The organism is Rhizobium beringeri (genome assembly GCF_004306515.1).
GTDB classification, from domain to species: Bacteria; Pseudomonadota; Alphaproteobacteria; order Rhizobiales; family Rhizobiaceae; genus Rhizobium; species Rhizobium beringeri.
Window position 1 is genome coordinate 465,590 of sequence record NZ_SILG01000001.1, and the last position, 13,661, is coordinate 479,250.

Consider the following 13,661-nt stretch of genomic DNA (forward strand, 5'->3'; position numbering starts at 1 on the left):
TGGAAAAACAACGTGGAAGACCCCGAAGGCGGCGCAAAGCCGCAATTTGACGGGGCGTCGGCGGCAGGGCGCAAGGACGGCAAGAAGTCCAGGCGCCGCAAGGGCAAACGTGGCGGGCAATCCCGCAACGCGGCTCATCCCGCTTCGCATGAGCCTTCCGGCGGTGCCGGACAGCCTGCGCGCCCAATGGAAGATGCAGCCGGTAATCCGGCCCGCAAGCGCAAGCGTCGCCGTCGTGGCGGCCATGGTGCTGCGCAGGATGGTTCACTTCAACCTCATGTGATGGAACAGGCCGGAGCGGCAGATGACGCCACCCGGTCCGATGGCGATTCGGCGCCGAGCCGTCGCAACCGCCGCAAGCATCGCGGCAAGCGCGGTCTTCAGGGCCGGCCGCTGACATCGGCAAAACCATCTGCTGTCTCGCAACAGGAACGCCGCGCGGAAGAGACGGCGCTCGGTGCCGAACTGCGTGAAACGCTGAATGGCGCGAGCGCCAACCGCAGGGGCCGCCAGGACAGCCATGCCCATCCCGGTCACCAGGGGGGGGATCGCCAGGGCGGCGAGCATGCTTGGCCGGAGGAGCTCTATGCCGCTCTCGATCTCGGCACCAACAATTGCCGTCTCCTTATTGCCCAGCCGACCCGTCCGGGACAATTTCGCGTCGTCGATGCTTTTTCCCGCATCGTGCGCCTCGGCGAAGGCCTTGCGGCCAGCGGCCGTCTGTCCGACGAGGCGATGGAGAGGGCGATCGAGGCTTTGAGGATCTGCGCCTCCAAGCTCAGGAACCGGGAGATCCGCCGCATGCGGCTGATCGCCACCGAAGCCTGCCGCCAGGCCGTCAATGGCGAGGAATTCCTCAGCCGGGTCGTTGCCGAAACCGGCCTCGCGCTCGAGATCATCGATCGCGAAACCGAAGCGCGGCTTGCCGTCTCCGGCTGCTCCTCGCTGGTCGGTCGCGAGACGCGCTCCGTCGTGCTGTTCGATATCGGCGGCGGTTCGTCGGAGATTGCCGTCATCCGTATCGGCGACAATCGCTTCAGCCGCCTCGCCAATCACATCACCCACTGGACCTCGCTGCCGGTCGGCGTCGTGACGCTGTCGGAGCGCCATGGCGGGCACGACGTCACGCCGGAGGCTTTCGAAGGCATGGTGCGCGAAGTCGAAGGCATGCTCGGACGCTTCGATTGCCCGGAGATCGAGGTCGCCCAGACCGGCGACTTCCATCTGATCGGCACATCGGGCACGGTGACGACGCTTGCCGGCGTCCATCTCGACCTGCCGCGTTATGACCGGCGCAAGGTCGATGGCATCTGGCTGTCTGATGACGAGGTCTCCGCCATGCAGGCAAAGCTTCTCTCCTGGGATTTCGCCAGCCGCGCTGCCAATCCCTGCATCGGGCCTGATCGGGCCGATCTGGTGCTCGCCGGCTGCGCCATTCTCGAGGCGATCCGCCGCCGCTGGCCAAGCCCGCGCATGCGCGTTGCCGATCGCGGCTTGAGGGAAGGCCTGCTCACAGACATGATGGCCGATGACGGCGTGTGGCGGCGCCACCGCAACCGCCGCGGCCAGCGCGCAAGATAGGAAGAAGGCATGACCAAGGCACCGATCGCGGGAAACCGCACCGGCCGCAAGCTCGGCCAGCGCGTCAAGAACAAGAAGATGAAGGCCTCCTCCCGCCAATGGCTGGAGCGCCACCTCAACGATCCCTATGTGCAGCGCGCCCAGCTCGAAGGCTATCGCGCCCGTGCCGCCTTCAAGCTGCTGGAGATCGACGAGAAACATCATATCCTGCGCGGCGCCAGGCGCATCATCGATCTCGGCGCTGCTCCCGGCAGCTGGTCGCAGATCGCAGCCAAGGTCACCGGCTCGACGGATGATGATATTCGTGTGGCGGCGATCGATTTCCTTGAAATGACCCAGCTGCCGGGGGTCAAGATCCTGCAGCTCGATTTCCTCGATCCGACCGCGCCGGAAAAGCTGCTGGAGGCCGTCGGCGGCACGCCCGATCTTGTCATCTCAGACATGGCGGCGCCGACCACCGGGCACCACCGCACCGACCATCTGCGCACCATGCATCTCTGCGAAGTCGCGGCGCATTTCGCCGTCGAAGTGCTCCAGGAAGGCGGGCACTTCCTCACCAAGACCTTCCAGGGCGGCACCGAGCGTGAGCTGCTCGCCATGCTGAAGCAGAACTTCCGCCAGGTCGTCCATGTCAAGCCGAACTCGTCGCGCGCCGAATCGGTCGAGATGTTCCTGCTGGCCAAGGGGTTCAAGGGGCGCAAGTCCGAAGGCGACGCAGAGGAAGCTTGATCTTCGGGCCGGTCCTGACGGATGATGGCGATCGACTGCATAGCTCCTTAAAACGGTATCGATTTAAGGATGAGATATGCAGCAATGGAAAGCGTTACGGCGTCCTTTGCGCATCTCAAAGGACGCGGCGCTGTCAGGATTTGAACCGCTGATCCAATGCTTCTCTACGTCACGCTCGGAACCAACGACCTTTATCGCGCAGGGCATTTTTATGATGCCGTGCTGCCGGTGCTCGGCTATCGCCGCCAGCGCTCTTCCGAAGAGGAAATCGGTTATGCCGCCGAGGGCGATACGCGCTGCCGCTTCTGGGTGGTGACGCCCTTCAATCGCCGCCGGGCGACCGCAGGCAATGGCGCCATGATCGCGCTTGCAGCCGAAACACGGGCGGATGTCGACGCCTTCCATGCGGCGGCGATCGCGGCAGGCGCCGTGGATGAAGGCAAGCCCGGCCTGCGCTCCTACCATGCCCATTTCTACGCTGCCTATGTGCGTGATCTCGACGGCCACAAGCTCTCTGCGGTCTGCGAAAACCCGGGGTAACGGCGGCCTAAAGTGTGTCGCAATCTTTCAGATTCGCTCTTCGCGCTTTAGGTCTTTGGTTCCACGCATGTCGTTACCGCAAAACCGCTACACACTTTTGCGCGACATGCTTTATTTCACCGCGTGCTGTTCGGCTTCAACAGTTGCTGCCGTCATCGTCTTCAAGCGGTGGCCGGAAACGAGCGCACCGGCATTGCGGTCCATCCGGATAAAGGGAATGGTCGCAATCACCGTCAGTCCGGCAATGATATAGAAGGCAAGGTGGAAATCGGCCACCTGTAGCGCTTCGCCGCTGATATAGATCGAGCTCTCCAGGATCGCGGCGGCGACCGCAACACCGAGCGCCAGGCTGACCTGCTGCATCACCGAGCTCATCGATGTCGCCTGGCTGGCTTCGGCATCATCGATATCGGCGAAGGCAAGCGCATTCACCCCGGTGAACATGAAGGAGCGGGAGAAGCCGCCGAGTAGCAGCACGCCGATGATGACGAGGTGCGGCGTCGACGGCGTGAACAGGCCGGTGATGACAGTCACCAAGGTGGTTACCCCGGCGGCGCCGAGAAGCGTGGTGCGGAAGCCGGCGGCGGCGAAGACGCGCTTTGCCATGAACTTGGTGGTGATCGCGCCGATCGCGCCAGCAAAGGTGATGAGGCCGGATTGGAACGGCGTCAGCCCGAAGCCGAGCTGCAGCATCAACGGCGTCAGGAAGGGCATGGCGCCGACGCAAATGCGAAACAGCGTGCCGCCCAAGGTCGAGGCCCGGAACGTCGGGTTCTTGAACAGGTTGAGGTTGAGGATAGGCGCCGGGTGCCGCTTGGCATGGCGCACGTAGAGGAAGCCGCAGGTGAGGCCGATCAAGGTGGCGGTGACGCCGATGATCGGGGGCAGGGCCGGCAGACTGACCACCGACAGGCCGAAGACGACACCAGCAGCCGAAAGCGAGGTCAGCACGAAACCAGTGAAATCGAGCCGCGGCGGCGCCGTCGCTTCCACCTCCGGCAGGAAGATCGTCGCAAGCCAGATGCCGATAATGCCGACCGGCACGTTGATCAGGAAGATCCAGTGCCAGCTGAAATAGGTGGTGATGAAGCCGCCGAGCGGCGGTCCTGTGAGCGGGCCGACAAGTGCCGGGATGGTGAGCAGCGCCATGGCCGAGACCAGATCGCTGCGCTTCGTGGTACGCACCAGCACGAGGCGGCCGACCGGCGTCATCATCGCGCCGCCCATGCCCTGCAGGAAGCGGGCAAACACGAATTCGACGAGGTTGGACGAGATGGCGCAGAAGATCGAGCCGATGACGAAGACGGAGATGGCAAGCCGGAAGATCTTCTTGGCGCCGAACCTGTCGGCCATCCAGCCGCTCACCGGGATGAACACCGCAAGCGCCACCATGTAGGAGGTCAGCGCCAGCTTCAGCGTGATCGGCCCGACATGCAAATCCGCCGCGATTGCCGGCAGCGCCGTCGCAATGACGGTTGAATCCATCTGTTCCATGAAGAGGGCGACGGCAAGGATCAGCGGGACGATGCGATTCATAGGCGGGAGCCTTGATGGGGCAGCGGATGGAGCTGGGAAGGCCAGTGCTGTTTAGTCCCAGTTCCCAGCCATGCCAATCCCCAAATCCGGGTCGACGACACGTTTGCTTCACGTCTGCGTGAGACGGCTTGCGCATCAACGTCGCCTGTCAAGATTGACATATGTTTACTCGGCCGAGGCAAGAAATCCGGCCGGAAACATCATCGGGGGCCGTGCGGCGACGCACCGCACGTCATAGGAGGATGGACATATGGCAAATTCGTCGGGAATAAAGCGGCGCACCCTTTTTGCCGCAGGCCTTGGCCTGCTCGCAGCGCCGGCAATTTTTAGAGAGAAAGCCGAAGCGGCCGCAACTGGAGAAAGCAATCATATGGATGGAACGCCTTTGCCCGAGATCAATCAATTCAAGCTCGGTTCCTATAAGTTCACCGTCGTTCGCGATGGCACCAGCATTGTCGAAAAGCCCTATGAAACCTTCGGCACCAATCAGGACCCCGAAACCGTCAAGGCGTTGCTGACCGCAAACTTCCTGCCGGCCGACAAATTCATGAATGGCTATACGCCGGCCCTTATCGATACCGGTTCGGATGTCATCCTCGTTGATACCGGCTTCGGCGCCAGCGGCCGTGCACGTGGGGCCGGCCAACTGACCGAAGGCCTGAAGGCGGCAGGATATTCGGCCGACGACGTCACGCTGGTGGCGCTGACCCATCTGCACGGTGATCATATCGGCGGTCTGATGGAAGACGGCGCGGCGGCCTTCAAGAATGCCCGCTATGTCGTCGGCCAGGCCGAATATGATTTCTGGTCGGACAAGGCGCGTGAGGGCACGCCGGCCGAGAGCGGCCACAAGGCGGTGCTCGCCAATGTGATGCCGCTCGCCGAAAAGACCACCTTCGTCAAGGAAGGTGATAGCGTCGCGCTGGGCATAACGGCGATGCTGGCGGCCGGCCACTCACCGGGGCATATGGTGTTCCACGTCGAATCCGAGGGCAAGCGCCTTGTGCTGACCGGCGATACGGCCAATCACTATATCCTGTCGCTGCTGCGGCCGGATTGGGAGGTGCGCTTCGACATGGACAAGACGCAGGCTGCGGCCACGCGCCGCAAGGTTTTCGAGATGATTGCGAGCGAGAAGATCGCCTTCCTTGGCTATCACATGCCATTCCCGGCAGTCGGCTTCGTCGAGAGGCAGGATGGCGGTTATCGCTTCGTGCCGAAGACCTATCAGTTCGACATCTGATCTGGAGCGGTTCAGCCTTTCACGGAAGCGCTGGACCGCTCTACCTTCTTGTTTTTACACAATTCCGAACGGAACAGCGCTGACCGCTATTCCCGGAATGCTCCTGGCGCATGGCACCCATGACGAGCCTGGCGGGCATGCCGGGCTTTTTGCTATTTCCTTCCTGTCATAGACGTGTTACCAGCCCTCGCCAACTTCCAAGCAACCCATGCAGACCGCCGGGGCGGACGATTCGTTTCCGGACAGGTCGCATTTTTATTAAATGAAGGAATTTGGCCATGGCACGCATCATTGAAACGGCAACCGGCGCAGACGCACTTACCTTCGACGACGTGCTGCTGCAGCCGGGACATTCCGAGGTCATGCCCGGCCAGACGAATATCTCCACCCGCATCGCCCGGGATTTCGAACTCAACATCCCGATCATCTCATCAGCCATGGATACCGTTACCGAGAGCCGCCTGGCGATCGCTATGGCCCAGGCCGGCGGCCTCGGCGTCATTCATCGCAACCTGACGCCGATCGAGCAGGCCGAGCAGGTCCGGCAAGTGAAGAAGTTTGAAAGCGGTATGGTCGTCAATCCGGTGACGATCGGCCCCGATGCGACGCTTGCCGATGCGCTCGGGCTCATGAAGTCCTACAGCATTTCCGGCATCCCTGTCGTGGAGAAGTCCGGCCGCCTCGTCGGGATCCTGACCAACCGCGACGTCCGCTTCGCTTCCGATCAGGAACAGAAGATCCATGAGCTGATGACCAAGGACAATCTGGTCACCGTCAAGGAAAACGTCGATCAGCAGGAGGCCAAGCGCCTGCTGCATTCACATCGCATCGAGAAGCTGCTGGTGGTCGATACCGAAGGCCGTTGCGTCGGCCTCATCACCGTCAAGGATATCGAGAAGTCGCAATTGAACCCGAACGCTTCCAAGGATGCGCAGGGCAGGCTTCGCGCTGCCGCCGCCATCAGCGTCGGCGATGACGGCTTCGAGCGTGCCGAGCGGCTGATCGAGGCCGGCGTCGATCTTCTGGTCGTCGATACCGCCCATGGCCACTCGCAGCGCGTCCTCGATGCCGTCAGCCGGGTCAAGAAACTTTCCAACTCGGTGCGCATCATGGCTGGCAACGTCGCCACTTATGACGGCACCAGGGCGCTGATCGATGCCGGTGCAGATGCCGTCAAGGTCGGTATCGGTCCAGGTTCGATCTGCACGACGCGCATCGTCGCAGGCGTCGGCGTGCCGCAGCTCGCCGCCATCATGTCGGCGGTGCAGGCCGCGAATGATCAGGACGTGCCCGTCATCGCCGATGGCGGCATCAAGTTCTCCGGCGATCTTGCCAAGGCGATCGCCGCCGGCGCTTCCGCCGTCATGATCGGCTCGCTGCTTGCCGGTACCGATGAAAGCCCGGGCGAGGTCTATCTCTACCAGGGACGCTCCTTCAAGGCTTATCGCGGCATGGGCTCCGTCGGCGCCATGGCCCGTGGTTCGGCCGACCGTTACTTCCAGGCCGAGGTGCGCGACACGCTGAAGCTTGTGCCGGAGGGCATCGAAGGCCAGGTTCCGTATAAGGGGCCGGTCTCGGGCGTCATCCACCAGCTCGCCGGCGGTCTCAAGGCGGCCATGGGTTATGTCGGCGGCAAGGATTTGAAGGATTTCCAGGAGCGGGCCACTTTCGTGCGCATCTCCGGTGCCGGTCTTCGCGAAAGCCACGCCCATGACGTGACGATCACCCGCGAGAGCCCGAATTATCCGGGCGCCGGCCTCTGACCATGAAGGCGGGCAGCGGGATTCCTCTCTGGATCGTCGCGCTGCTCGCAGCCCTCTGTCTTGCCGTGCTCGCCTGGACGACCTTCGGCTTCGTCGTTCCGTTCAAGCACGAAACCGGCCAGGCGGTGCTCGATACCTATTTCGCTGGTTACGACGAGTCGGCGGTCTTCCACATGCAGAAGCTGCTCGATGAGAACGAGACGGCGACCAGATTGCTGCGCGCCATGTATTTCGGGCCGGAGCTGATCTTTCCGGCATTGCTGACGGCGCTGCTGTTTCTCGCCTTCCTCAAGCTTGGTCCCGGCGGCGCATGGTTCGGCCGATCGGCGCATCCGCTCGTTGGCAAGGCAGTCTACCTGCTGCCGTTCATCTACGGCATCGCCGACTATGGCGAGAACATCTCGAGCCTGATCGCCTTCGGCGATGGTGGGTCTGCAAGTCTTGCAACACAGCTGCTGCCGTGGATGACGCGGCTGAAATTCGCAAGCCTTGCCATCTGCTTCATCCTCATCGCTCGGCTCGCCATCGCCCGCTGGCTCTCACCGCGCCGGGACTGAAGCGCCGTGTAATCCATCGAGCACCGTGACGGATTGCAAAACCGGCACACCTGGGCGGCATGCATTGGCATCGCCGGTGCCGATGGGGGCCTGCGCTGGCATCCGGCTTTCCTTTCAGCTAATGCTCGCGTCGAAAGCGGAAGCGGAAAGGAAACGGCCACACATGACCGGCTATCAAATCTTCTGGCCACTCCTCGCCCATATGGCCCTGGTCTATGGCCTTTATGCGCTTCTTGGGCTTCGGCGCGCAAGAATGGTCCGCGCCGGCGGCATCGCGAAATCGGATTATCGCGAAAATCGCGGCGAGCCGGCCGAAAGCCTTGTCGTCAAGAACTGCCTCGCCAACCAGTTCGAACTGCCTGTGCTCTTCTACGCCTGCTGCATTCTTCTCTATGTCACCGAGGCCGACAATCTCGTCGCCCTCGGCCTCGCCTGGGCCTTCGTCGCCCTGCGCTACGCCCACGCCGCCATCCATGTCACCAGCAACGACCTGCGTTATCGCAGCCCGATCTTCGCCGCCGGTTACTTGACCCTGGCCGCCATGTGGGTCTGGCTCGGCGCATGGATGGTGATGAGCTGAGGTAGCGGGCGGGGTTTGCCTATCAACGATCGTGCGGACGAGACCGCTTGGATCTGGTTGTGAGGCGATAAAACCGCAGCCTGAAATCGCGATTACACACGCTTTTACCGGCCGTTAAAATGCGAACGTTTCCATTTACGGCGGATGAAGACCTGCATGTCATATCGGCCCGACGCGGTGGTTTGGCACATGCCTTCCGCCGCGAACAAAAAGAATGGGAACGACATGGGCGCGGAAAGCATGGATCGGATAGGCCTGCGAAGGAAGCCGAAGCAGGAGCGCAGCATCCAGAGGCTGGACCTCATTCTCGCCGCCGCCGCCAAGATCATCGCCGAAAAGGGCGTCAGCGCCATGCGGATGACGGAGCTCGCCGCCGCCGCCAAGGTGCCGATCGGTTCGGTTTACCAGTATTTCCCGGAGAAGGCGGCGATCGTCAAAGCCCTGTTCGACCAGCACGCCTCGGCGATCCAGGCGAAGATGGCGGCGATGTTCACCAACGTACAGTCACTCGACCAGGCGCTCGACGTCGTCTGCGCTACCATCGACTGGTATTACGATTCCTACCACAACGATCCCGTTTATCTCGGCGTCTGGATGGGAACGGAGACCGATCAGGATCTGTTGCAGCTGAATATTGAGCATAGCGGTCGCGTCGCCGGCATCTTCCATGACGCCGTGCGCCGGCTGGCTCCCGACCTTTGCGATGAAGAAATGTATGCGCGCACTTACCTATTCAGCCACCTGATCGGCGCTGTCATCCGGCTTGCCGCCGTGAGCGAGGAGGCCCTAGCGCGGCGTATGCTCGATGAGTGGAAGCGCGTCATCCGCGCCTCCCTTTTCACCACGACCGTGTCGCGCGCCGCCTGAGAACTCTTACCAGCTTGGGACCATATTGGCCGCCTTCAGCCGCGGATAAAGGCGCGCCTGGGCGGATTTGACGTCGGCCTCGAGGCTGTCGTCGGCGACAGTGGGCGTGATGTTGTCGAGGCAGGCGGTGATATGCGCCGTGATCGCGTTCATCAGTGAGAGCGAAACGCCCGGTCGCTTCATGATGCCGATCTGCACCGGCGGCAGTGCCGGAAACCCGTCCGCCTGGCTCAACACCTTCATGCCCGTCCGCAGCGCCGATTCCGGCATCACCGAAACCGCCATGCCGGCAAGCACGGCGGCGGCAACGACGGTGCAGGACCAGCTGGTGAACAGGATCTGGTGCTCGCGTCCGACAGCATCGAGCGCCGAGCAGGCGAGCTGGCGCCACTGGCAGTCGCGCCGGCCAACGGCAAGCGGCACTGGCGCGTCGTCGCGGATCGGATGGTTGGCCGAGCCCACCCAGCAGAGCGGCTCGGTTCTCACCACATCGGACATGCGCTCGCGCGGATTGTGGGTTACGAGCGCGATGTCGAGCTCGCCCTTATGCATGCGTTCGGCAAGATCCACCGAGGGCTCGCAGACGATATAGAGTTCGACATTCGGATGCGTCTTGGCGAAGCGGCCGATGATTTCGGGCATGTAGCGGTCGGCATAATCGTCCGGCGTGCCGATGCGCAGCGTCCCCTCCAGCCTGTTGTCGTCGAAAGCCGCGATCGCCTCGTTGTTGAGGCGGATGATGCGCCGGGCATAGTTGAGCAGCTTTTCGCCCTCGACCGTCAGCCGGTTGCCGCGCCCGTCCTTGATGAACAGCTGCTTGCCGATGCGTTCCTCGAGACGGCGCATCTGCATGGAGACGGCCGATTGGGTCTTGTAGACCCTGTCGGCGGCCTTGGTGAAGCTGCCGGAATCGACGATGGCGATGAAAGTCTGCAATTGGTCGAGATCAAGAGGCGCGGACATGTTGTCACCCATAAAGATAGCTGATGATAATCATTAGAAACATTCGTTGGACTGATCAATAGGTCTTTGGCATCTTCGGGATGCAAATCAAGCAAAGTGAAGGACAGACACCCTGCCTGTCCGAGCCCAATTCAGCCTTGCTCCCTCCCGTGCGACCTCGCGGGAGGGGTGGGTTGTTGCGCGCCTAAAAGAAAATCGAAAGAAAGGAGAGTCCCATGCGGATGACAGACAGAACAATAGAACTCGACTGCGGCAAGCTCACCCCGACGTTTTCCCAGCGTCTGGTAGCAGGCCTCGCACCGTTGACCTCCCTCTTTCGCGGGTTCCGCAATCGCATCGAGATCAACGGTCTACACGATCTGAACGACACTCAGCTGAGGGATATCGGCCTTAGCAGGGCCGACCTGACCTCTGCGTTCCTGGCGTCGACCTTCTTCGAGGACCCGTCGGAACATCTGACGCGCTCAGCGCGCAATCGCTGGCGCCTGTCGCTCTTCCGCTCCCACGAAGAGTAGGAGCGTCGAGTTTCCCCGCAGGGTGATAGCCAATAGCCCTGCCGCTTGACCCGGTGATCGGCTTTCCCAAGCCATCTCCGGGTTTTTTTATGCCGCAGCGCATCGGCCCGAAAATCGGAATCGATTGTCGGAAAGCACGATGCGAGGATTGAAAGAGTTAGAGCGTCCGTTGTGCGTCCGAAAGGACGCACAGCGCTCTAATGCGCCGCTTTTCGGGGTTATTCGCTGGTCTCAGAGGACGGCTTCGGCCGATAGGTTTCGAAGATCGCTTCCAGGTTCCTCTGGTAGTTCTTCTGCACTTCCAGTCCGCTGTCGAACATGGCGTTCAGCATTTCGGTGTAGCTGTCGGCATTGACCTTCGCCTCTTCCTTCGGCGCCTCCGGCGTCTTGGTCGCAGTCTTGGCCGCCGGTTGCTGGCCAAGCCCGCCCATCATCTCCTGAAAGGCCTTGGCGAAGGGATTGTCGAGGAAGGGGTTCGGCTGAGATGTCGCTTCCGGCTTCGGCACCGAAAACATCAGCTGCATCGCTTGCGTGAAGGGATTGTCGAAGATGCTGGGTTCCGGAGTTGTCTTCGGCTTCGGCGCAAAGCCGGTGCTTTCCAGCCACTTCTGGATGGTCTCGTTCATCGCGGTGTTGACGAAGGGGTTGACCGGGGAGGCCATCTGGCCGGTCGTCTGTTTGAAGAGCCCGCCCATCAGCGTATCGGCCAGCACCGGCAGCATCCGTTTGTAGATATCCTGGCCGATGCCGGTCATCTGTGCGGCCTGGGCGGCGACCGCGCGCGAAACCTCCTTCGAGCCGAAGAGTTGGGCAAGGATATTGTTGCCGTCGGAAATACCCTCCGGCGTGAACGCCCGGTTCATATCCTCGAAATATCGCGCGTAATTGCCGGAGGAGACCGCCTGCATCAGCCCGACGAAATCATAGGGATTGCTGGTGCTGCGCTTCAGCCCGGCGGAAAAGGCCGGCATCAGCGCCGCCATTGCCTTCGTCGCCTGTTCCTGCGCGAGGTTGAATTGCCGGGCGATCGCCTCCATCGCCGCGCCATTCTGCGCCTGCATCATCATGTCGAAGAGTGGCAGCATGGAAGTCCCTTTCCCCGGGTCGTGACGCGTTGTAACGCCACTATAACCGGAAATGGCAATGAGCAAACTGCTTTTTGCCATAAGAACTTAGGGAGGAATTTAGCGAGAGCATGCGGCCGAGGCTTCAGCGGCGGGCGGTGGAGCACTGGAGCGCCGTGCGTGCTTTCTGACGCACAAAGGACGCTCCAACTCTTTCAATCCTCGGATAGCACGATGGCTAGGTCGCCGGCCTTCACTTCCGCTGCCCGGAAACAGGCGAAAATAGGGGCTGTCAGAGCGATTCCGGGAAGAGGGGAACCGCTTTGGGTCGGACTCAGTACTGATAGTCCTCAAAGACGGGCTCCACAGAGCCGTGCCAGCGGCCGTGATAGAGCGAAAGCAGATCCTCGGCGAGCGTCGCCTTCTTGGCGAGCACCTCGTCGAGCGGCGCCAGGAAGATCGTCTCGTCCTGGCCTTCCCGGTTGAGCTTGCCGCGCGCCTTGAGGCCGGCCCTTGATATGCCGACCACCTCGCGCGCCATGTCAAAGAGCGGATGTCCGCGAAATTGCGCCTTCAAACCTTCCGCGGGAACGGCATTGCGCAGGGCGCTGATCTCGGCAAAGGTCCAATCCTTCGTCAACTCGTCGGCAGCATCGAGTGCCGCATCATCGTAGAGCAGGCCGACCCAGAAGGCCGGCAGCGCACAGATGCGGCGCCACGGGCCACCGTCGGCGCCGCGCATTTCGAGGAAACGCTTCAGCCGCACGTCGGGGAAAAGTGTCGAAAGATGGTTCGTCCAGTCACCCATCGTCGGCGCCGGATCGGCGACCTCGCCCTTCAATGCGCCGTTCATGAACTGGCGGAAGGTGACATGGGTACAGTCGTGATAGCGGCCGTCGCGGACGATGAAATACATCGGCGCGTCGAGCGCCCATTCGGCATAGTCGCGGAAGCCGAAATCGTCGCGGAAGGTGAAGTCGAGCAGGCCGGCGCGCCGGTTGTCGACGTCGCGCCAGATATCGCCGCGCCAGGAGAGCAGCCCGTTCGGCTTGCCCTCGGTGAAAGGCGAGGATGCAAACAGAGCGGTCGCCAGCGACTGCAGCTTCATCGAGACACGCATTTTCTTGCGCATGTCGGCTTCCGAGGAGAAGTCGAGATTCACCTGAATCGTGCAGGTACGGTACATCATGTCGAGACCCTGGGTGCCGACCTTCGGCATATAGCGGGTCATGATCTCGTAGCGTGATTTCGGCATCTGCGGGGTTTCCGCATAGGTCCATTTCGGACTGCCGCCGATGCCGAGGAAGCGGATGCCCATCGGCTCGGCGATTTCGCGTAGCGTCGCCAGATGCTGGTTCGATTCCTTGCAGGTCTCGTGGATCGTCTCCAGCGGTGCGCCGGAGAGTTCGAACTGACCGCCGGGCTCGATCGAGATCGCGCCCATGCCGTGCTGCTCGGCAAGCCCGATGATGTTGCCGCCGTCGGTGATCGGCTCCCAGCCGCTCTTTTTCTGCAGGCCCGTCAAAAGGGCCGAAATGCTGGCATCGCCGAAATAGGGCACCGGGCTGTTGTCGGCGCGGAAGAAAGCGAATTTCTCGTGCTCGGTGCCGATCCGAAAGCGCTCCCGCGGCTTGTTGCCGGCGGCGATATAGTCGGTCAAATCCTGGACCGAAGAGATCGGTGTCTGGTCGGTGGTGTCGCGGGCCATGCGGGATACCTGTAT

General features: G+C 62.0%; 13 protein-coding genes. 9 read left to right on the forward strand and 4 right to left on the reverse strand.

Going from position 1 to position 13,661, the window contains the following annotated elements; translation table 11 throughout:
- Positions 1–12: 12 nt before the first annotated feature.
- The 3 genes from ELH03_RS02375 (at position 13) to ELH03_RS02385 (ending at position 2,850) form a co-directional block, all read left to right on the forward strand.
- A complete protein-coding gene (locus ELH03_RS02375) occupies positions 13–1,581 on the forward strand; it encodes a Ppx/GppA phosphatase family protein (RefSeq protein ID WP_130765967.1) in 1,569 nt (522 codons plus the stop codon).
- A 9-nt stretch (positions 1,582–1,590) separates the two neighbouring features.
- Positions 1,591–2,310 (forward strand): RlmE family RNA methyltransferase, encoded by a 720-nt coding sequence (locus ELH03_RS02380; protein WP_130765968.1) that lies wholly within the window; start codon positions 1,591–1,593, stop codon positions 2,308–2,310.
- Positions 2,311–2,466: 156 nt separating this feature from the next.
- Positions 2,467–2,850: a VOC family protein gene (locus ELH03_RS02385; protein WP_130658438.1), complete on the forward strand. Its 384-nt coding sequence runs from the start codon at positions 2,467–2,469 to the stop codon at positions 2,848–2,850.
- Between the two features lie 111 nt (positions 2,851–2,961).
- On the opposite strand, the gene ELH03_RS02390 is transcribed toward ELH03_RS02385, so the two are convergent.
- Entirely contained in the window at positions 2,962–4,386 is a 1,425-nt protein-coding gene (locus tag ELH03_RS02390) for a DHA2 family efflux MFS transporter permease subunit (RefSeq protein ID WP_130765969.1), read from the reverse strand.
- A gap of 250 nt (positions 4,387–4,636) precedes the next feature.
- Here ELH03_RS02390 and ELH03_RS02395 point away from each other — a divergent pair, with 250 nt between their 5' ends.
- The 5 genes from ELH03_RS02395 (at position 4,637) to ELH03_RS02415 (ending at position 9,396) form a co-directional block, all read left to right on the forward strand.
- Positions 4,637–5,629, forward strand: a complete 993-nt coding sequence (locus ELH03_RS02395) for an MBL fold metallo-hydrolase (RefSeq protein ID WP_130765970.1) — start codon at positions 4,637–4,639, stop codon at positions 5,627–5,629.
- Positions 5,630–5,907: 278 nt separating this feature from the next.
- Positions 5,908–7,392 (forward strand): IMP dehydrogenase, encoded by a 1,485-nt coding sequence (gene guaB, locus ELH03_RS02400; RefSeq protein ID WP_130765971.1) that lies wholly within the window; start codon positions 5,908–5,910, stop codon positions 7,390–7,392.
- Between the two features lie 2 nt (positions 7,393–7,394).
- Positions 7,395–7,949 carry a hypothetical protein gene (locus ELH03_RS02405; protein WP_130765972.1) on the forward strand — a complete coding sequence of 185 codons (555 nt, stop codon included), beginning with the start codon at positions 7,395–7,397 and terminating at the stop codon, positions 7,947–7,949.
- 163 nt (positions 7,950–8,112) lie between these two features.
- On the forward strand, positions 8,113–8,529 hold the full coding sequence (locus tag ELH03_RS02410) for an MAPEG family protein (RefSeq protein ID WP_130765973.1): 417 nt from the start codon (positions 8,113–8,115) through the stop codon (positions 8,527–8,529).
- 225 nt (positions 8,530–8,754) lie between these two features.
- The gene (locus ELH03_RS02415) at positions 8,755–9,396 is read left to right on the forward strand and encodes a TetR/AcrR family transcriptional regulator (protein ID WP_075224352.1); all 642 of its coding nucleotides are present in this window, start codon (positions 8,755–8,757) and stop codon (positions 9,394–9,396) included.
- A gap of 6 nt (positions 9,397–9,402) precedes the next feature.
- On the opposite strand, the gene ELH03_RS02420 is transcribed toward ELH03_RS02415, so the two are convergent.
- The gene (locus ELH03_RS02420) at positions 9,403–10,359 is read right to left on the reverse strand and encodes a LysR substrate-binding domain-containing protein (RefSeq protein WP_032989108.1); all 957 of its coding nucleotides are present in this window, start codon (positions 10,357–10,359) and stop codon (positions 9,403–9,405) included.
- Between the two features lie 215 nt (positions 10,360–10,574).
- Here ELH03_RS02420 and ELH03_RS02425 point away from each other — a divergent pair, with 215 nt between their 5' ends.
- A complete protein-coding gene (locus ELH03_RS02425) occupies positions 10,575–10,874 on the forward strand; it encodes a YjiS-like domain-containing protein (protein ID WP_128403061.1) in 300 nt (99 codons plus the stop codon).
- 218 nt (positions 10,875–11,092) lie between these two features.
- Here ELH03_RS02425 and ELH03_RS02430 read toward each other — a convergent pair whose 3' ends face one another.
- Together ELH03_RS02430 and ELH03_RS02435 are read right to left on the reverse strand one after the other, a co-directional pair.
- Positions 11,093–11,959, reverse strand: coding sequence for a DUF937 domain-containing protein (locus ELH03_RS02430; RefSeq protein WP_128403062.1), 867 nt, complete (start codon positions 11,957–11,959; stop codon positions 11,093–11,095).
- A 313-nt stretch (positions 11,960–12,272) separates the two neighbouring features.
- On the reverse strand, positions 12,273–13,646 hold the full coding sequence (locus ELH03_RS02435; RefSeq protein WP_130765974.1) for a glutamate--cysteine ligase: 1,374 nt from the start codon (positions 13,644–13,646) through the stop codon (positions 12,273–12,275).
- Between the last annotated feature and the right edge of the window lie 15 nt (positions 13,647–13,661).